Origin of the sequence: Kamptonema sp. PCC 6506, assembly GCF_000180455.1 — a bacterium.
GTDB lineage: Bacteria > Cyanobacteriota > Cyanobacteriia > Cyanobacteriales > Microcoleaceae > Kamptonema > Kamptonema formosum.
This window is the reverse complement of record NZ_CACA01000348.1, coordinates 1-21,709: the sequence shown is the minus strand read 5'-3', so window position 1 is coordinate 21,709 and position 21,709 is coordinate 1. Positions and strand designations below refer to the sequence as shown.

At 42.8% G+C, this 21,709-nt stretch carries 10 protein-coding genes; 5 read left to right on the top strand and 5 right to left on the bottom strand.

Going from position 1 to position 21,709, the window contains the following annotated elements; translation table 11 throughout:
- Positions 1-157 precede the first annotated feature (157 nt).
- Together OSCI_RS24030 and OSCI_RS30935 are read right to left on the bottom strand one after the other, a co-directional pair.
- A complete protein-coding gene (locus OSCI_RS24030; RefSeq protein ID WP_007357786.1) occupies positions 158-451 on the bottom strand; it encodes a hypothetical protein in 294 nt (97 codons plus the stop codon).
- A 527-nt stretch (positions 452-978) separates the two neighbouring features.
- Positions 979-1,149: a hypothetical protein gene (locus tag OSCI_RS30935; RefSeq protein ID WP_007357785.1), complete on the bottom strand. Its 171-nt coding sequence runs from the start codon at positions 1,147-1,149 to the stop codon at positions 979-981.
- Positions 1,150-1,317: 168 nt separating this feature from the next.
- Here OSCI_RS30935 and OSCI_RS24020 point away from each other — a divergent pair, with 168 nt between their 5' ends.
- Positions 1,318-1,911, top strand: coding sequence for a DUF3611 family protein (locus OSCI_RS24020; RefSeq protein WP_007357784.1), 594 nt, complete (start codon positions 1,318-1,320; stop codon positions 1,909-1,911).
- 535 nt (positions 1,912-2,446) lie between these two features.
- Positions 2,447-8,128: a trifunctional serine/threonine-protein kinase/ATP-binding protein/sensor histidine kinase gene (locus OSCI_RS24015; protein WP_007357782.1), complete on the top strand. Its 5,682-nt coding sequence runs from the start codon at positions 2,447-2,449 to the stop codon at positions 8,126-8,128.
- A gap of 169 nt (positions 8,129-8,297) precedes the next feature.
- Here OSCI_RS24015 and OSCI_RS24010 read toward each other — a convergent pair whose 3' ends face one another.
- From OSCI_RS24010 to OSCI_RS24000, 3 genes are read right to left on the bottom strand one after another with little or no spacing between them, the layout of a single operon-like run.
- Positions 8,298-10,043: an aconitase/3-isopropylmalate dehydratase large subunit family protein gene (locus OSCI_RS24010; RefSeq protein WP_007357781.1), complete on the bottom strand. Its 1,746-nt coding sequence runs from the start codon at positions 10,041-10,043 to the stop codon at positions 8,298-8,300.
- A gap of 8 nt (positions 10,044-10,051) precedes the next feature.
- Positions 10,052-11,110, bottom strand: coding sequence for a 3-isopropylmalate dehydrogenase (gene leuB / locus OSCI_RS24005; RefSeq protein ID WP_007357780.1), 1,059 nt, complete (start codon positions 11,108-11,110; stop codon positions 10,052-10,054).
- Positions 11,103-12,287, bottom strand: coding sequence for a 2-isopropylmalate synthase (locus tag OSCI_RS24000; RefSeq protein WP_007357779.1), 1,185 nt, complete (start codon positions 12,285-12,287; stop codon positions 11,103-11,105). Before OSCI_RS24000 ends, leuB begins: the two co-directional genes overlap by 8 nt.
- 546 nt (positions 12,288-12,833) lie before the next feature.
- Between OSCI_RS24000 and OSCI_RS23995 the strand changes: the two genes are divergently transcribed.
- The 3 genes from OSCI_RS23995 to OSCI_RS23985 form a co-directional block, all read left to right on the top strand.
- On the top strand, positions 12,834-20,222 hold the full coding sequence (locus tag OSCI_RS23995; RefSeq protein ID WP_007357778.1) for a non-ribosomal peptide synthetase: 7,389 nt from the start codon (positions 12,834-12,836) through the stop codon (positions 20,220-20,222).
- Positions 20,215-20,421 (top strand): hypothetical protein, encoded by a 207-nt coding sequence (locus OSCI_RS23990; RefSeq protein ID WP_007357777.1) that lies wholly within the window; start codon positions 20,215-20,217, stop codon positions 20,419-20,421. Before OSCI_RS23995 ends, OSCI_RS23990 begins: the two co-directional genes overlap by 8 nt.
- Positions 20,422-20,706: 285 nt before the next feature.
- On the top strand, positions 20,707-21,709 hold a 1,003-nt coding region (locus tag OSCI_RS23985; protein WP_039962966.1), incomplete at its 3' end, for a methyltransferase.

The window sequence follows — 21,709 nt, the reverse complement described above, 5'->3', positions numbered from 1 at the left end:
ACTGTAGATTGATTGACTGTTTACTTTTCTCACTCATTCAGCAAGTCCTAATTAATTCAACTCTATACAAGGTCATCACGATCGACCAGTGTGGTAGGGATGGGTTCACCGATGGATTTTATTACCCATAGATAATCTCGATAAACCCCAAATTCCCTTAGTACGGAGGATTTTTCTTAGACACATTCAGCATCGGCAACTGAGGTCTAGAAGAATGAGGAGGGAGATAATATTCTGGGGCTGGGGCCGGTTGCTCGATAGAGGAACTGTGGAGTTGCCACCAACGGAGAGCGATCGCCACGCTAGCAGTACCGAGTCCAAAAGCTAATAACGACCCACTCGCGGCCATACCGCCGATCGCGGCATCAACAGCCCCTACTGTAATCACAAAGCTGGTGACAGGCTCCCTGCGGTAAGCTGATTTTAAAATGCGCTGCCATGAAACATTCATCGCGGTTTACTCAGTTCTGTTTATCTACGATCTCTAAAACTTAGAGTTGGCGGAAAGTTCGGGATTTTCTAGCTCAAAGGCTACCCGAATTTAACTTTATATCCTCACCTTGGGGAATTGTAGGAGAGCGCGACCAAATTGCCAAGCTCTTGAGCTACAAAATTTTACCTCCGACATCTGGCGACGGCGATAATTTTCACTGGCGAGAATTTCACTCTTAGATACAGAACTCTTTGAAGTTGTTCTCGCTAATGTCTATTCTAACTAAATCCTAGAGGCGATCGCGGTGAAGAACGCTTGCTGCCCTTGACTAGAGCAGAATGGTAGGAATAACTCACCAGTTAAAAAAAGGTGGAAAAGTATGAGGAATAAGTCTTTTAACTTTCTACCCTTCTAGATAACTAAATCCCTTCTACCTTCTAGCTTTTGCCTTCTGCTTCGGTTCTCTAGCGTCCCTGAAACCCTGGCAAGTTTCCCAGACTAACCCCAAGGGTTAGGTAGGGGCACACCTTAGCCATTGCTAAAATTTAGTTAAGACCTAGCCAAGAGAGTAATCCCTGTCCAGTGAAATACTCGATAATCAGAGTTAGGGTAAAACCAACCATCGCGGCTCGACCATTGAGGCGTTCCGCGTAGTCGTTGAAGCCAAACTTTGGCTGTTCCAGCTTGGGAGTAGTGGTGGGTTGTAGTTGCGACATTGCTTGCGGTACCTCGCGACGTAATGCTAGTTAAGTTTAAACTAGCTTGTTTAGTTACAATTCTTCAACATTTATGTCTATTGTGTAAAGAGGGTTAACCTGCCGTCAAGCCTCCCTGGTTAGAAAAATGTTCTAAATTCAGCCTAATAGCTCCCATCAACTCGAAATATGTCAAATCAGTTAGAGTCCTTTTCGTCACTTCCGCCTGCTGTGCAGCGAGTTGCTTCTGCCCTTCGTAATGTAGGGTGGGTTTGCTTTTGGGCGCAATCAGTGCTATCAGTAGTTGCGGCGCTGATTTTGCTATTTGCTATCCCCTTTGCTTTGCCAAGTGCGGCTTCTGGTGCGCGTTCAACAAATCCTGGTACTGGTGGGGGTTTATTTTTTGCGATTTGCGGGCTAGGGGTACTAGCTTATAGTGTTTATCGAGCTTTCCGCTACACTCGCTTGTCCAGAGAATTGCGATCGCCCAGTACTACTACCCGCCCCAAGAAGGCTGACACGATTCAAGCAGTACGATTGGCCCTCATGAGCAATACGGTGGGGATGTTTCTGACTATACTAGGAGCAGAAGCGATCAGCGGCACGCTGTTAGCTAAATCTCTGGCTCAGCCACAAGCTTTATACAACCCCAATATCAATTTTAACCAGTTCATCCAGCCCCTCGATATTTTTGTGGTACTGGCTAACACCCACGCTATTTTTGCCCACTTTATCGGTATTGTTGCCGCCCTTTGGTTACTAGAGCGTATTTATAAGCAGTAGGAAGAGGGGTCAGACACTACGGAAGCAAGAACTCTGAGGACACAAATGGGGGCTGATTGGGGTCGATTTAGGAGGGTAATTTCTGGCGATCGCATCCAGGGTCAAGTTGTTGAGGGGGCCACCCTAATTATTGTAATTTGTGAAGCAGCGAGTTTCAGGGTTCTTGTCTTTTTAGTTGGGTGAGGGATTGTAATATTTCTTTCCCCACTCCTCTTGGATAGGTTTTGGCTTCTCCTTTCGATCCAGCCCACCTTTGCTGAGTGCTTTCCCAGCATCACTTGTACCTATCAACGCCTACCTACTTACTTACTTAGGGAATTGTACTAGCATAAGTAAGAGTAGCAAAGAATGTGGAAATTACGGATTTCAACTAGATGGAAATTAAGTTACTATACTTTATATTACAACTGTTGTTAACCATAAAACTGTAAGACTCTATTCTCCAGAAATTCTCAAGAATATAAGCTTGAGTTTGAATACGGTATATTCTAACACATTATCCCTTACAACCCTTGTTAAGATAGGTAAAAATTATATGAGTATCAAGATCAAATACAAACTAATAGAAAAAATTAACGAGGGTTTGAATACAGTAGTCTATCGTGCCCAGAGAAAAGAAGATGGACAGGCTGTCATCATCAAGCTTTTGAGAGCAGAATATCCTACTCTCGAAGAAATCATGCAATTGAGACATGAATATGAAATTGCTAGAAATCTTAATTTAGAAGGGATTGTCAAGCCCCACGGATTAGAAAACCATCGTAATGGTCTGGCATTAATATTAGAAGATTCAAAAGGAGAAGCCCTCAAAAAGTTTTTGAGCCAGCGCCAACTGGAACTTAAAGAGTTTTTATCAATTGCTATTCAGTTAGCAGACACTCTTGGTAAATTGCATGACAATAAAATTATTCATAAAGATATCAAGCCCACCAATATCATCATCACTCCTAATACCCTCGAAGTAAAAATTACCGACTTTAGCATTGCCACGCGATTATCTAGAGAGACGCAAACACTCAGTCATCCCACTTTACTAGAAGGAACCCTAGCCTATATATCGCCAGAACAAACAGGGCGAATGAATCGCTCAATTGACTACCGCACTGATTTCTATTCTTTAGGGGTTACATTTTATGAAATGATGTGTGGTGAACTGCCATTTAAGACTACAGATCCAATGGAATTAGTTCACTGTCATATTGCTAAACAGCCTGTCCCACTTTGGGAGATTATGGAGTTAAAAGAGCAAAATAGCGGATTAGAAGTCACGCAGGAACATCTCAACTCTAAAATCAAAAATCGCGCGATTATCAAAGCAATTTCTGACATTGTGATGAAATTACTAGCCAAGACTGCTGAAGATAGATATCAAAGTGGTTATGGTCTTAAGGCAGATCTAGAACAATGTCTAAATCAATTGCAACAAACGGGAACAATTGGTAACTTCATTCCGGGCGAGCGTGATAAGTCAGGTAAATTTTCAATTCCCCAAAAACTCTATGGCAGAGAAACACAAGTAGCCAATCTAATGGATGCTTTTGACAGAGTTAGCAGGGGAAAAGCGGAGATTATGCTAGTTTCCGGCTACTCAGGCATAGGTAAATCTTGCTTAGTTTATGAAGTCCACAAACCCATTGTCGGAGCAAGAGGTTATTTTATATCAGGGAAGTTTGACCAGTTTAAACGGAATATTCCCTATGGAGCCTTAATTCAAGCTTTTGAAGAACTAATTCGGCAATTGTTAACAGAAAACTCTGAAAGAATTGACTTTTGGAAACAGCAGATTTTAAATGAGTTAGGTCAAAATACTAGAGTTATAATTGACGTTATTCCCGAATTGGAATTGATCGTTGGCGAGCAACCTGAAGTTTCTCGATTAGGGGCAAGCGAATCACAAAACCGTTTTAATCTGGCCTTTAAACAGTTCATTCATATTTTCACTCAAAAAGCACATCCGCTAGTTCTATTTTTAGATGATTTACAGTGGGCAGATTCTGCTTCCTTAAAATTGATTCATGTGCTGCTAACTGACAAAGATAGCCAATATTTATTAGTAATTGGAGCCTATCGAGATAACGAAGTCAGCCCAACTCACCCGTTAATGCAGACCTTAGATAGTATTTATTCATCGGGATCGATCGTAAATAATATTATTCTGCAACCGTTGACACTTAGTACAGTCAATCAATTAGTTGCTGACACCTTGGGTGACAACGGCTCATCAGCAGTCTCCCCTCTTGCTTATGTTTCGGAGCAAAAGGGAGAAACTGAGGAAGAAAGTTTGCTTGCTAAAAACAATAACGATGAAATAGAAAAGTGCAAGTTATTAGCTGAGCTAGTTTTCAATAAAACTCAAGGTAATCCCTTTTTTCTCACTCAACTGCTCACATCCCTTTACGCCGAAAAACTGTTGAAATTCGACTTCAGCCTTGGCAAATGGCAGTGGGATATGAGCCAGATTCAAAGTATTGCGATCGCAGATTATAATGTCGTCGAACTCATAGCCAGAAATATTCTAAAACTGCCTTCCGACACCCAGAAAGTTTTAAAGTTAGCGGCTTGTATTGGCAACAGGTTTAATTTAGATGTTTTGGCAATAGTAAGTGAAAAATCTATATCAGAAACGGCATCTGCTTTATGGGATGGGCTTCAGACTGGTCTAATTTTGCCCTTTGGAGAAAGTGCTTACAAAATACCGTTACTGTGCAAGGGGAATGAGTCTTTGACAATAGCCAATAGTCAAGGATCGCAATTAGAAATTAATACTTACAAAGTATCTTACAGATTTTTGCATGACCGGGTGCAACAAGCGGCTTATTCTCTAATTCCTACTAAGCAGCAAAAAGCTACCCACCTAAAAATCGGTCAACTACTGTTACAGAATACAAATCAAGAAGCTTTAGAAGAAAATGTCTTTGATATTGTTAGCCAGCTAAATGTGGGAGTAGAATTCATTACCGAGCAAGCAGAAAAATACCAGCTTGCTCAATTAAATTTAATGGCTGGTCGAAAAGCCAAAGCAGCTTCAGCTTATGAAGCTGCTGTCATGCAATTAAGAGTAGGATTAAACCTCTTAGCAGAAAACAGTTGGCAGAGTAACTACGATCTGACACTTGCACTTTATGTAGAAGCCGTAGAAGCGGAATATCTCAATACCAATTACGAAAGGTCAGCAGCTCTTGCAGAAGTTGTTCTACAACAAGCTAACACCCTGCTCGAAAGAGTGAAAGTATATGAGTTACAAATCCAGTTTTATATGGCTCAAAACCAAATGTTAAAAGCCATCGATACTGGGCTGGAAGTGCTGGGTATGCTGGGTGTTTCCTTATCAAATGACGAAGGCGATGGGGGTTTTCTGGTTGAGTTGCCCAAGCTCACGGACTTAGACAATATCCCAGAGATGACCGATCCTTACAAAATAGCAGTATTAAGGATACTAATGTCCCTTGTTTCTCCTGCTTACACTACCAAGCCTGAGATTGTGCCCCTGATTGTATTGGCTCAGATCAATCTCTGTGTTGAACACGGTTATTCAGCATTAAGCGCTTTTACTTATGCTTTTTATGGTGTGATTGTGTACGCGAACAGTGGCGACATAGATACAGCATATCATGCAAGTCAGCTAGGTTTAAAGCTATTAGATAAGTTTGATACCAACTTTATTAAATGTAAAGTTTACAGTTTATTTAACGGTTTGATTAGACCCTGGAAAGCGCATCTCAATTACGCATTACAACCGCTTCAAGAGAGTATGCAAAGTGGACTGGAAACTGGAGATATAGAATATGCTGGCTATAGTGCTACTGCTTATTGCGCTAGCCTGTTTTTAACTGGGGAGCGATTAGACATTGTAGAGCAGCAACAAACGCAGTATGTTGATTTAGCGCTGAAAATAAAACAAGACTATTCTATTTATTACATTAAGATGTTGCACCAACTGACGTTAAATCTTCAAAAGGAAGCCAATGATAAATGTCAGTTGGTGGGTGATAGTTTTGATGAAACACAAATGCTGCCTGTTTTTATTGAAGCTAACAATCTGATTTTGCTGTTTATTGCCTATCTCGCAAAGACGATTTTATTTTATCTGTTTAAAGAACCCAAGAATGCTATTGCCAGCGGCAGTTTAGCAGCAGAACACGCTGTCAGTGTGATGAACATGATAGTATCTGCCGCTCACAACTTCTATTATTCGCTGGCTCTCCTTGCTCAATATTCCAAAGCTTCAAGCTCAGAGCAAGAACAATACCTGGATATTGTAGAGAAAAATCAGCAAAAAATGCGACAATGGGCAGATTCTGCTCCCTTTAACTTCCAGCATAAGTACGAACTGGTGGAGGCTGAGAAAGCACGGACTCAAGGGCAAATTCTAGAAGCAATGGAATATTATGACCGAGCTATAACGGGAGCTAAAGAACAAGGATATTTTCAGGAAGAAGCAATAGCTTCGGAACTAGCGGCCGAGTTTTATTTCTCCCTCGGTAGAGACAAGTTTGCTCAAATTTATTTAACACAGGCTTACTACGGATATATTCGTTGGGGAGCTAAAGCTAAAGTTAAAGATTTAGAGTCTAGATATCCCTTGGTATTTTCCGAGATGCTGATGCGAGAATCCACAGGTATAGAGATTAATAAGACAACAACTTCGACCACAGGAGGAAGTTCTGCGGTTTTGGATTTGTCTACTGTGAACAAAGCATCTCTGGCTTTGGCTGAAGAAATAGTTCTCGATAAATTGCTGGATAAGCTACTGAAAATTGTGATGGAAAATGCCGGAGCTACTAATAGCTCTCTGATTTTAGAAAAAGATGGAAAGCTTTTGATAGAAGCTACAGGTGTTGTGGATAAAAATACTGTTGTATGGTGTTGTGAATCACCAGTTGAAAACAGTGAAAATATACCTATTTCTATAATTAACTACGTGGGAATAGCTAAAGAAAATGTTGTGTTAAATGATGCAACAGTATCAGGAAGATTTATAAACGATTCTTACATTATAAAAACACAGCCCAAGTCAATATTGTCTATGCCTATTATTAATCAAGGCAAGCTAATTGGCATCCTTTACTTAGAAAATAATATCACAAGTGGTGCTTTTACACCTCAGCGGCTGGAAGTCTTAAAAATACTTTCTTCTCAGATAGCTATCTCCCTTAAAAATGCGATGCTTTATGGGAAATTGGAAACTGCAACTCAAAGGCTGAAAACAGCTAACGAGCAATTAGACGATTACAACCAAACCCTAGAACAGAAAGTGGAAGCAAGGACGGTAGAGTTACAAGAAAAAAATATACTTTTGAGAGAACAAGCAATTCAGATTGAACTTGCTCTACAGGAATTGCAAGCGGCACAGACTCAACTAATTCAAACGGAAAAAATGTCAAGTCTGGGGCAAATGGTTGCTGGTATAGCTCACGAAATCAATAATCCGATTAACTTTATATATGGCAATCTTACCCATGCTAGTGACTATTTCCATGACTTATTGGGAGTACTGAATCTTTACCAGCAGCAATTGCCTAATGCAACTCCTGAGATTAATAACCTTGCAGAAAATGTCGATCTGGAATTCTTAATTTCTGATTTTCCTCGACTGCTTGATTCGATGCAGGTAGGGGCGGAACGCATTCGCCAGATTGTCTTGTCGTTGCGGAATTTCTCGCGCTTAGATGAGGCGGTAATGAAAGAAGTAGATATCCATGAAGGACTCGATAGCACTCTGCTTTTGTTGCAAAATCAGCTAAAAGCTAGGCCAGAAAATAGAGGTATTGAAATTGTTAAAGAGTATGCAAATCTACCGAGTGTAGAGTGTTACCCCGGCTTCCTGAACCAAGTATTTATGAATATACTCAGTAATGCTATTGATGCGATAGAAGAGTCATTTGTGGTTTCTCCTACAGTAGCAGGAGAGAAAAAAGAACTTGTGACCAATAAAAAAGGAAAAATTTGCATTCGCACCAGTGTCGTCAATGGTAACAAAGTGCATATTTGTATTGCTGACAATGGAGCGGGGATGACAGAGGAAGTATGCCAAAGGGTTTTCGATCCTTTCTTTACTACAAAACCTGTTGGCTCTGGTACTGGTTTGGGTTTAGCTATTAGCTATCAAATTGTAGTGGAAAAACATCATGGTAGGCTAACTTGTATTTCAGCACTTGGAAAGGGAGCGGAATTTGTGATTGAGATTCCGATCAAGCAGGAAACTCAACACAGGTGATACCAAATCTGATTATGGTAAACTGCTTATGATCGAGGCTTCGGGCAGTTTGGTAGTGAAAGACTAAAAGTGTTATTGCTTTCATCGTGTAGGTAGTGAGCGATCGCCTATTTAACTTGTATAATTTAGAAGCTAAAACCCTGAGTATAGTCTAGAGTGGTTTGGACAATTAGATGTGCAAGAGTTTATTAGCTATTACCTTCTCCTTACTAAGCTGATCGCTAATTTTTCCCTCAACTGCCGAAATAGCCACCATGCGGGGAGAAGCTAAATAGTTATTCGCACTTGGATCGCCGCTTCGCCCTTTAAAATTACGATTGGTAGCATAAACGCCCGTCTCCTCCTTATTTAACACCCCAAGTCCAGCATTAATACAAGCACCACAACCTGATTTAAGAACAGTTGCTCCCGCCGCTTCAAATATTTGCATATACCCTAAATTCTCAGCCTTTTGACGCACCTCCAAAGAAGCTGGCACAATAAAAAGACTCACACCAGGAGCTACATGACGACCTTTAAGAACCTCAGCAGCTTGCGCCAAATCGGAAAGTTTCCCCCCCGTGCAAGAACCAATAAAAGCCTTAGTAATAGGCACTTCTCCTAACTCACTAATTGCAACTACTTGGTCGGGTTTAGGAGGACAAGCCACCTGTGGTTCTAAATCATTTAAATCAAAATGATAGATTTCTTCATAATCAGCATCCGGGTCACTAACAACTTCCTCAAATAAATCTTGACCGCAGCTTTGTAAATATTGGCGAGTTGTAGCATCAGGAGCAATTAACCCACACATTGCACCACACTCGATTGCCATATTAGATAAAGTCATGCGTTCTTCCATTGGCATTCGATCAATAATACTGCCTCGAAATTCCATCACCTTAGCCGCAGCACCGTCACAGCCGATTTTGCCCAGGATAAACAGCATAATATCCTTAGCAGTAATATATTCGGGCAAAGTTCCTTCAAGTTGAAAAAGTAGAGTGGGAGGAACTCGCACCCACATATCCCCCATTGCAAATATATTCGCCATATCCGTCGTTCCCACACCAGTGGAAAAACAACCAAATGCCCCATAGGTGCAAGTGTGAGAATCCGTCCCGGCGACAATCGTACCTGGACGAATAAAACCCTTTTCAGGCAGTAAAACGTGGCAAATACCCGCCGCTTCTCCAGGGGAAACTACATCTAATAAATGACAACCTTGCGCTCGTGCAAACTGCACCATTTCCGAATATAGTAAAGTAGCTTTAGGGTCTACTCGCACATCGTTAACTTGGATAAAGTGATCGGCTACTAAAACAACGCGGTTGACATCCCAAAGTTTGGCATCTTCCCCAAAATGCACGTAAAAAACCTTAGCAACTGGTGCAGCTACAGCATCGTGAGACATCGCTAGATCGACCTTAACAAAAACTGTTTCTCCTGGCTGTACATAATCATTTCCCGAAGCGCGTGCCAAAAGTTTTTCTGCCATAGTCATTGCCCTAACAGAAGTTGCACTTTTAGGAATAGAAATTTCACCTCTTTTGCGCTTTTGGTTAAAGGGAATTAAACCTCCTGCATTCATGATAGCTTCAACTACTGGATGATTTTGCGGTTGGGAAGAAATTTCTAAAGCCAGACCAATATTGATACTATTTCGGTAAAATATCTCCGCAAAAGAATGAGCGCGGACTTTTCTAATACCAGCAGCTTTAATAGCAATAGGAGCGTGTTCCCGACTTGAACCACAGCCGAAATTGCGTCCGGCTTCAATTTCACTATAGCCCAGAAGATTTCCTTCACCAATTAGATGTTCAAAAGCATACTGTTTTAAATACTCTGGGTCAGCAGTAGTACACCATTTAGCTGGTATAATATCGTCTGTATTAATATTATCCCCAAGCTTCAACACTTTTGGTTCGGTTTTCATAAGTTTTCTTACTCATTATTTGCTAAAACTAGCTCAGAAATCTGTTGAATTATAAGCTCAGTTAAAGTTTTTGTGTTCACCAAGATTTCTTGACCTTGGGGGGCTAAGTCAGCCGTGCGGTAGCCCAAAGCTAAAACTCTTTCTATCGATTGAATTAGGCGAGTAGCAGCATTGGTTTCTCCCCATTGTTGGAGCATTAATACAACAGCCCCGATCGTTCCTAAAGGATTAGCAATACCCATCCCAGCAATATTTGGTGCTGTACCGTGTATAGCTTCATAAAGGCCGAATCCTCCCTCGTTAATACTAGCAGAGGGTAATAACCCTATGGAACCTACTAATGCCCCTCCGATATCGCTGAGAATATCCCCAAATAGATTCCCAGCCAGAATAACATCAAATCGCTTCGGCTCGACTACGAGTTGCATTGCTAAGTTATCTACTAACATAGGTTCGACTAGAACATCAGGGAAATGCTTAGCTTCCTCCTGCACTAAACGGCTCCAAGGTATTTGTGGGAGAGCATTTTCCTTGTGGGCGACGGTGAGTAACCCTCGGCGTTCTTTAGCTTTTTGGAGAGCAACTCTAGCAATGCGGCGAATTTGCCAATCGTAGTATTTCATTGTGTGATAGCCATAAGAGCCATTATCGTCTTGCTCTCGTCCCGATGGGCCAAAATATATTCCGCTTACCAATTCCCTAACAAACAATATATCGAGTCCTTGAATCTTTTGGGGCTGGAGGCTAGATTTATTCAATAAAGTTTCAAAGGGACGCACAGGGCGAAGATTGGTAAAGAAGTCGAAGTGTTGGCGAAGTTCGAGAATACCACCCTTTGTCACTGCTCCGAACAAAATTCCATCAGACCCTTCGCATATTTGTGCCGTTTGTGCGGGGAAAAAATTTCCAAATTTATTGAAGGCAGGTTGTCCGATTAAGGCATCGTTTATAACTAGAGAAAATCCTTCTAGTTGTGCTAAATGCTGGAGAACCTTTAAAGAAGCATCTACTACTTCTGGTCCGATTCCTTCACCGGGGAGAGCTACCACGCGATATGGCTTAGTCATTAAAAAATCCTTGCTTGAATAGCTCAACTATCTCTTCAGGCGAAAAACATCGCTCCTCTTGGATGGAAAAAGATTTAATTTTATCTCGCATTCGGTTATATTCTTGAGGGGAGAGAGGCTGATTTAATTGCTTCTCAAAAAGGTACTGAAAATTGCTGGCTCCACTGCATTTTCCAAACCAAATTTCTGGTGAGGCGTAAGGAAAAATGTGGTAGCTATCTGGGTCGCGTAAAAAGCCATTTACATGAATGCCGCTTTCGTGACGAAGGGCAGCTTTAGAGTAAGGGGGAGCGGGACGAACTCCTAGAGAATCGAGATAGTTTGTTACTTGAGTGAGGGCTTCATAATCAATACCATCTACTTCTATTCCAAAGCGCCATCTCAGTCCATTTAAAACTTGCTCTAGTGGGATATTTCCTGCCCGTTCGCCGATACCTAAAAATGTCCCAGAAATCATTGAAGATCCGGCGATGACAGCTTGAATGGTATTTTCGAGAGCCATGCCTAAGTCATTATGAAAATGCACTCCCAATGCTGTATTATTGGTCAATTCTATGAGGTCGTGCACCCATACATAAGTCTTTTCTGGAGTGAGGATTCCCATTGTGTCGCAAAGGACAAAGTGTTCGATGTAGGGTTGGAATGAGCGAATGCAATCCACTAAAAAGTTAAACTCGGCCCGGCTGGCATCTTCGGCAGCAAACTCTACTTTTAAACCAACTTCTGCACTCGTCGCGTAACGCAGATTTTCCAAAACTTTATTAATCATATTCTGGCGAACGCGGTGGACAAGTGCATTAGGGAGATTGTCATCCTCTATTTTCTCTGGGGACGCTACTAAATTGCGAACTTCTGCATCTCTTAAAAGCAAAAGACGGTCTGAAACGGCATAGAAGAGAATTATTCGTTCTACTCCGCAGGCTAAAGCCTGGTCGATAAATTGTTTGCCAACCATTGTGGCAGCCATCATAATGCTCCCATTACCTTCTGCCACCAAGGTTTTTAGTAAATGTTCTTCAGTTTCGTGAACTGCTGGCATTATGTCTATTTGATGAACTCCGGTTTGGCTGATGAGCTTAGCTAAAGTTTTTTTAGTTTCGTAAGGGAGGAAAAGACCAGCTTGCTGTTCGCCATCCCGGAGGGTTTCATCAGAAATAATTAAGGGAAGTTTAGACATATTGTTCCTCCGCAAAAATGGATAGTAATTTTTACGAGTATCAATTGGGAGTTTACATTTCTTTTTTATTGCTCTTCTATATTTTACCCATTTTTTTATGACTGTAACTTATATCTTAAAAAGATTTGGTAAATCTTGGTTGCTTCAAGATGAAGAACATAGTGACGTAGATCACTGCAATATTTTTTAAACAGATATAAAAACAATAATTCGGACAGTTTCTTAGAGAAACGGCTGAAACCGTCATTTTAATGTTGACGATGCCTTCGGCTGGCTACGCCTACGCGGTGAGTTTGGAGTCCCAAACCCTGATTCTACCGTTGCCATTCAAAAGTGTTTAGAATATTGTAAGAAACTTTAGATGAAACAACAAAAATCTAGCGAGGTCAGCCATTGAATGTATAGGCTTATACTAGATTATTAAACGCTATATAAGAAAATTTTACTGGAAGAATTTCAGTGTGTTGGGTCTGGCGTAATATTGCAAAACAATACTTACGCGAAGGGTGCAAAAATTCAGTATTGCTCGATCTAAGGAAGAATAAAATGCTAGGTAATTTAAAGGATGCGTGTATCCACCAGCTATTTGAGTTCCAAGTAAAGCGATCGCCTGACGCTATTGCCGTAATTTTTGAAGGGCAGCAGCTAACCTATCAGGATCTAAACTCCCAAGCTAACCAGTTGGCGCATTATCTGAAGACTCTGGGTGTCGGGCAAGAGGTATTGGTTGCAGCCTGTGTAGAGCGATCGCTAGAAATGATTGTAGGTCTATTAGGTATTCTCAAAGCTGGGGGAGCTTATGTACCACTAGATCCGAATTATCCAGTAAATAGACTGGCATTCATGTTAGAACATTCCCAAACGCCAGTCTTACTTACACAAGAGCATTTAGTCGATTCTCTTCCCGAACACCAAGCTCATGTTATCTGTTTAGATGGGAATTCAAAAATAGTCGCTCGCTTCAGCAAAGAAAACCCTGAAACAGAGGTGGCAAGGGATAATTTAGCTTATGTAATATACACATCTGGCTCTACTGGTCAACCCAAAGGAGTTGCGATCGAGCATTGCGGTGCAGTTAACACGCTTCTTGATATTAACGATCGCTTTGAAGTTGGAGCAGGCGATCGCGTCTTAGCTGTATCTTCCCTCAGCTTCGACCTATCTGTATATGATATTTTCGGCTTGCTGGCTGCGGGAGGAACTGTTGTTATCCCCAAAACGACCGCAACCCCAGATCCAGCTCACTGGCTCGATCTAATGACGCAAGAACAAGTCACCCTCTGGGACTCAGCACCGCCATTGATGCAGATGCTTGTGGATGATGCTGCTAGTAATAGCAAAACCCTGCCATCATCTCTGCGATTAGTCCTTCTCAGCGGCGATTGGATACCCCCAACTTTGCCAGATCGAATCAAAGATTTGACCTCTAGGCTAGTGTCCGAAGAAAGTTTAGACCAATCTTCAACCCCTGCTGTCATTAGCTTAGGAGGTGCAACCGAGGCTTCCATCTGGTCTATCCTATATCCGATCGCCAACGTTGACCCGGAATGGAAAAGCATCCCTTACGGTCGGGCTATGACCAACCAGCATTTCTACGTACTGAACGAAGCAATGGAGTCATGTCAGGAGGGGGAACTAGGGCAACTCTACATCGGAGGTATCGGTCTAGCTAGGTGTTATTGGCGAGATCCTGAAAAAACCAGTCAGCGCTTCATCACTAATCCTCATACAGGCGATCGCCTATACTGTACAGGCGATCTCGGTCGTTATCTACCCGATGGAAACATCGAGTTTATCGGTCGCATCGACAACCAGGTGAAAATTCGCGGCTTCCGTATCGAACTGGGCGAGATTGAAGCGGTACTCAGGCAAAATCCTGATGTGGGAGATGCTGTTGTCATAGTCCGAGAAGATGTGCCTGGTAACAAACGTCTCGTGGCTTATGTGGTTGGAAAGCCACAAAATTCTTTATCGTCTGAGCCAGAGTTAGACAGCTATACCGAACTCATTTCGCAGTGGCGATCGCTCTACGATAATACCTATAGCCAGACCCCTACCCATCAAAACCAAACCTTTAATATTATCGGCTGGAACAGTAGCTACACAGGCGATCCTATCCCAGAAAACGAGATGCGCTCCTGGGTAGAGCATACTGTCGATCGCATTCTCCAATTGCAACCCCAATCCGTTCTAGAAATCGGTTGCGGAACAGGTTTATTACTATCTCGAATTGCTCCTCACTGCACTCAATACTCGGCTGCGGACTTGTCCCCACAAGCACTGCGCTATATCGAACAGATGAAGATGTCGGTGCCGGGATTAGAGAATGTCACACTTTTAGAAAGGACGGCAGACAACTTTGAGGGTATAGAAGCAGACAGCCTCGATACGATCGTCATCAACTCAGTAATTCAGCATTTCCCCAGCATTGAGTATTTGTTGAAAGTCCTAGAAGGTGCAGTGAATGCAGTCCGCAGTGGCGGGAATATTTTCTTAGGGGATCTGCGGAGTCTGCTGCTCCTGGAAGCTTATCATGCCTCCGTGCAATTATATAGGGCATCCCCAGAAATGGAGCGATCGCAATTACTTTCCACAGTGCGATCGCTAATGGCACAAGAAGAAGAATTGGTCATTGATCCAGCTTTTTTCACCGCTTTAAAACAACATCTACCACAAATCAGTCATGTCGAAATTCTGCCAAAGCGTGGTATTCAACACAATGAATTAACTCGATTTCGCTACGATGTAATTCTGCATATCGGAGAACCAGTTTCTGTCACCAAAGAGATCGAATGGTTAGACTGGCAACCCGATTGGACAATTTCATCCATTCGCCAATTACTACAAACAAACTCGTCGGAAATACTCGGTTTGCGACAAGTCCCCAACGCACGTTTAGACACAGAAATCAAAACTATCCAATGGCTAAACACTAACTCAGGGCTAGAAACTGTCAGAGAATGGCGTGAGAGTTTACAAAAACAATGTCCACTTGGAATAGATCCTGAAGAACTTTGGCTATTAGGTCAAGAAGTAGATTGCCAAATTGAGATTAGCTGGTTAGAAACCAGTGCTTCTGGCCGTTATGATGCAGTTTTTAGACATCGTTCCACAACACAAGTAGCTGAAAATCAAAAGATAGTATTTACCCAAGAAAATACTATTCCCCTCAAACCTTGGAACCACTACGCCAATCGACCATTACAGAGGAATGTTGCCCAAAAGTTGATACCGCATCTCCGCAATTTCCTGCAAGAAAAACTGCCAGATTATATGATGCCCGATCGCTTTGTCATGTTGGAGGCACTACCGCTTACCCCCAACGGCAAAATCGATCGCCGTTCTCTACCTGCACCAGACACTTCCAGACCCGATTTGCAAGAAAATTATGTAGCACCTCGCACCCCGATCGAAGAAATCATAGCAGGAATTTGGGCTGAAGTGCTGGGAATAGAACGAGTTGGCATTTACGACAATTTTTTGGAATTGGGCGGACATTCCTTACTGGCGATCCAGATCGACAGCCGATTACGCAACACATTCAAACTAAAATTGCCTGTGGGTAGCTTGTTTGGATCTGCCACCATAGCCTCACTAGCGCAGCGCATTTCAGAAAGCGATTCGGAAAAGGTTCACTTGCAAGCTACCCCCATCCAAGCAGTTTCTAGGAACCAAAACTTGCCTCTTTCATGGAACCAGCAACAATTGTGGTTCCTATCACAATTGGCACCTGATACCCCTGTTTATAACGAACCCTGCACGATTCGTTTTCCCGGTGCTATTGACGTTAATTCTCTTTCAAAAGCTCTCAACGAAATTATCAAGCGTCACGAAAGTTTGAGAACAGGCTTCATTACAGTGGATGGACAGCCAATTCAAGTTATCGCTCCACCTATCGATACTTTCAATCTAGCGTTTGTAGATTTGAGGCAATTACCTGTAAGCCAACGGGAAGCAGAAGCTTTACGGTTAGCAACGATAGAGACAAAACAACCATTTGATTTAACTTTTGCCCCATTGCTGCGGGCTACTTTAATGCAGCTATCAGATGAAGAATACAGATTATTCCTGACATTCCATCACATCGTCATGGACGGTGTTTCTATATATAATGTATTTCTTCCCGAACTAGCGGCACTCTACGAAGCTTTTTGTAATGACAAAACTCTAGTATTCCCAGAATTACCCGTACAGTATGCCGACTTTGCTGTTTGGCAGCAACAGTGGTTTACAGGAGAAATTCTGGAAAGTCATTTAGACTACTGGAAGCAACAGCTAGCTGATTTGCCTGTACTACAACTGCCATTAGATCGTCCCCGACCGCCTATTCCAACTTTTCGGGGTAAAAGGCAACGTTTGAGCCTATCCAAAAACCTGACAGAAGCACTCAAGGCTCTTTCTCGGCAGGAAGGAGTCACGCTCTATATGACCCTGCTGGCGGCATTCAAGACCTTGCTCTATCGCTACTCTGGACAAGAAGATATTGTGTTGGGTACTTTCAGTGCGGGTCGCAACAGACCAGAGATAGACAAGTTAATTGGGTTTTTTATTAATACCCTAGTCTTGCGTACCGATCTGTCAGGAAACCCTAGTTTCCAAGACCTACTCTCTAGAGTGCGGGAAGTAACTTTGGCAGCTTATGCTCATGAAGATGTACCGTTTGAACAACTGGTAGAAACACTGCAACCAGACCGAAACTTCAGCCAAAACCCCTTGTTCCAAGTGGCGTTTGCTCCTCAACCTCTAATACCATCTTTGACTGAGGGTTGGAATGTGAGTTATCTGGATATCCAGACCGATACGGCGAAATTCGACCTGATTTTGGATGTAGAGGAAAGACCGGAGGGCATCATTGGTCGTATTGAGTACAACACAGATTTGTTTGAAGCTAGCACGATTTCTCGAACGATCGCACATTTCCAAACTCTGCTGGAAGGAATCGTTGCTAACCCAGCGCAGAAAATTGCCGAGTTGCCTCTTTTAACTGAATTTGAGCGGCAGCAGTTGGTGGCGTGGAATCATACTCAGACCAATTATCCCAAAGATGCGTGCATACACCAGTTATTTGAAGAGCAGGTGGAGCTCGCGCCTGATGCGATCGCGCTAGTCTTTGAAGATCAGCAACTTACCTATCAAAAGCTGAATCAACGAGCAAATCAGTTAGCACATCATCTCCGCAATTTGGGTGTAGGGCCAGAGGTACTGGTAGGCATTTGTGTAGAGCGCTCACTAGAAATGATCGTGGGAATTTTGGGTATTCTCAAAGCTGGTGGAGCTTATGTACCGCTAGACCCGACATATCCTAAAGAGCGCTTGGCCTTCATGCTAGAAGATGCCTCTGTGCCTGTGCTGCTGACTCAGACGCGGTTGGTCGAATCTCTTCCGCACCAAGCGCGTGTCGTTTGCCTGGATGCAGACTGGGAAGTCATTGAGCGACAGAGCGAGGAAAACCCTTCACCTCAAGTAATACATGATAATTTAGCCTATGTAATGTATACATCAGGCTCTACCGGGATACCCAAAGGGGTTAGCGTCATCCATCAGGGGGTAGTACGGTTAGTTAAAGACACCAACTATGTCAACCTGAGTGCAGAAGAAGTATTTCTACAATTGGCTCCCATCTCGTTTGATGCTTCGACTTTGGAGATTTGGGGCAGCCTGCTCAATGGGGGACGTTTGGTAATCATGCCCCCTCATACACCATCTTTGCAGGAGTTAGGAGAGGCTATTTGGGGATACCAGATCACGACGCTGTGGCTCACCGCTGGATTATTTCACATCATGGTGGACGAACATTTAGAAGACTTAAAACAGGTGCGTCAACTACTAGCGGGGGGCGATATATTATCTGTACCTCACGTACAAAAGGTGATACAAGAACTAAAAGGATGCCAGTTGATTAATGGTTATGGCCCGACAGAGAACACCACCTTTACCTGCTGCTACCGAATAACAGAGGTAAATCTGATAGAGAATTCTATTCCTATTGGACGATCGATCTCCAACACGCAGGTGTATCTGCTCGATACCCATTTACAGCTTGTTCCTATCGGTGTCCCAGGAGAGCTTTATATTGGCGGTGATGGTCTGGCACGGGGCTACCTCAACCGACCCGAACTAACTGCCGAGCGCTTTATTCTCAATCCCTTCAGCGATAAGCCGAGCGATCGCCTCTACAAAACTGGGGACTTAGCCCGCTACCTACCCGACGGCAATATCGAATTCCTGGGTCGCATCGACCAGCAAGTGAAAATTCGCGGCTTCCGCATCGAACTGGGAGAGATTGAAGCGGTATTGAGCCAACACCCGGAGGTACGGGAGTCTGTCGTTATCAAGCGGGAGGATACATCCGGCAATCAGCGCCTAGTAGCTTATGTTGTTTCCAACCTCAGACCTGAACGTACTCCCTTCAAGAGTGAGTGTCTGGCAGAATTTGACGGGAACCCGGCAGTAAAACTTGGTACAGAAGACATCTCATTAGGTGGTGTCGGCTTAGTGGGCGTACCAGATAGTTGTCAGGTCGGTCAAACCGTCCGCCTGCGCCTGCATCTGCCTGGTTTCGATGAGGAGCTATGGTTGGAGGGAACTGTCGCTTGGTGTCGGAGAAATCAAGCTGGGATTGAGTTGGCTCTGAGCGCGATCGAACAAAATATTTTTCAACACAGTATAGAGTATCTTCTGGAAACTCAGGGTTTCTGGAAAGTTTTGCAACGCACAGCGGTCGGGAGTTTACGGAATCTTGTCAAGCAGAAGTTGCCCAACTATATGATCCCCTCCAGCTTTGTGTTTTTGAATGCCTTGCCGCTGACACCCAATGGCAAAATAGACCGCAAGGCGCTGCCAGAGCCAGATACTTTTAACCCACAGTTGGAAACAACTTATGTTGCACCCCAAACCGATCTAGAGCAAATTATTACTACTGTTTGGCAACAAGTTTTACACCCGGAGAAAGTAGGTGCAGACGATCGTTTATTAGAAATCGAACTGGGCGAGATCGAAGCGATATTGAGCCAACACCCGGATGTGCGGGAGTCCGTAGTTATGAAGCGAGAGGATGCGATCGGCAACCAGCGCTTAGTAGCTTATATTGTTTCTAACCTCACACCAGAACGTACTCCCTTCAAGAGCGAATGTCTGGCAGAATTTGACGGTCACTCAGCATTGGAACTTCGCACCGAAGACATCTCTATCGGTGGTGTCGGCTTAGTGGGCGTACCAGATAGTTGTCAGCCCGGTCAAACTGTCCGCCTGCGGCTACATCTGCCTGGTTCTGATGAGGAGCTAGGGTTGGAGGGCACTGTGGCTTGGTGTCGCGGAAACCAAGCAGGGATTGAGTTAGCTTTGAGTGAGATCGAACAAAATATTTTTCAACACAGCATAGCGTATCTTCTGGAAACTCAGGGTTTCTGGAAAGTTTTGCAACGCACAGGAGTAAGAAGTTTACGCAATTTTCTCAAGCAGAAACTGCCCAACTATATGATCCCCTCCAGCTTTGTGTTTTTGAATGCCTTACCGCTGATCTCCAATGGTAAAAGAGACTCTCTGGCGCTACCAGTTCCAGATGCTATTAACTCACAGTTGGAAACAACTTATATTGCACCCCAAACTGAACTCGAACAAGCTATCGCTACGGTTTGGCAACAGGTATTAAACTTAGAAAAAGTAGGTGTCGATGATAATTTCTTCGATCTAGGCGGTCATTCATTATTGATGGCTCAGGCTCATAGCAAACTGTGCGAAGTGGTGGACAGAGATGTTTCAATGATTCAGATGTTTAAATATCCAACCATCAGCTCTTTGGCTAAATATTTAAGTCAGGAAGAAAGCGAAGAATCCTCAGTTTCAGAAAATCGAGACCACATCAAAAAACAAAAACAAGCTATCAATCGCCAAAAGCAAAAACAACGCTCGCAAGGAAAGAATAAAAATGGATAACTCTCGCTTTCAAGTGGGCGCAGGCGATCGCGTCTTCATCCGGAGCGCTGACCCTTGCTCTTTCAGAACTCATGCTTTTGAACACCCAACTGCTCTTAAAACCACCGGAACTAAGTATTTTAGTTCATTCGTAGAAACTGTACTCATGTATATTACGCTACAAATTTTTGATTGTAAAAAAGTTTGTACTAACTCTTGACAACTCTCTGAGTATCGTGTAATGATTCTGAGAATCGCATTCTCTTGAAAGGTGAGACTGTCAAAAATAAAAATCTGTAAGTTAGCTTAAATACATCAAAGCAACAAAGTTTTATGTCTAGTCTAAAAATTTGACACATTGCCTTCATTGTCAATGTGTAACTGCTAAAAGCTGGCCGTCTACTACGTAGATACTCTAAAAAACACTTTTACGGGTTAATTTACCATTTCATTGCGATCGCACGCTTCCTCTAAATCTTTACAGATAACTTCACAAGAAAAACACATGGCTTTATATACAGAGAATGCCCAAGCTGAAGGTAAAAGTTCATCGTCAGCGCTACTAGAAATAATCTATGGGTATAAAAGAACCCAAGCTCTTTTTGTGGCAGCTAAACTGGGAATTGCAGATATTCTGAGTAACGGTTCTCAAACTGCCGATGAACTTGCCAAAGCTACCAGTGCAAATTCTATTAGTATTTATCATCTGATGCGCCTGCTGGTAAGCATGGGTATCTTTTCTGTGGAAAATGACAAGTTTAAGTTAAATCCTATGGGAAAATACCTGCTAAGTGGTACTTCTGATTCTTTACGAGGTACGATTCTGGGTAATGGTAATGAAGGGTATCAGGCATGGGGGAATTTACTTTACGGTGTAAAAACAGGAAAATGCTCATTTGACAAGACTTTCAAGATGAGTGTATATAGCTATCTTAAGCAGAATTCTGAGGCAGCCATAAATTTCAATGAGTGGATGAAGGAGACAACCAGGGAGTGGATTCTTCCACTTTTTGAAGCTTACGATTTTTCAGACGTTAAGACAATTGTGGATGTGGGAGGTAACATTGGAACATTAACAGCTTTTATTCTGAATAAAAATCCCAAGATGGAAGCGATTTTGTTCGATCGCGAAGATGTTGTTGTCGGTGCCAATCAGTTTTTAGAAGTGGCGGGAGTTAAAGATAGGTGTCAAATCGTGGGAGGAAACTTTTTTGAGTCAGTTCCCGGTGGTGGCGATCTTTACTTAATCTCTCGCGTTCTCCTTAATTGGGAGGATGATGATGCCATTAAAATTCTGAATAACTGTTACCAAGCCATGACAGCTAAAGACAGGTTGATGGTTGTTGATTTTATGTTCCCTCCGGGTGAAATATCCCCACTTATCGGTGTGAACAGCCTAAATTTGCTCGCTATGTGCGGTACTATTATGCGTACAGAAGATGAATTTTATAATTTACTTTCATCATCGGGATTCAAAGTGATGAATAAAATAGAAACCAAAGGACCAA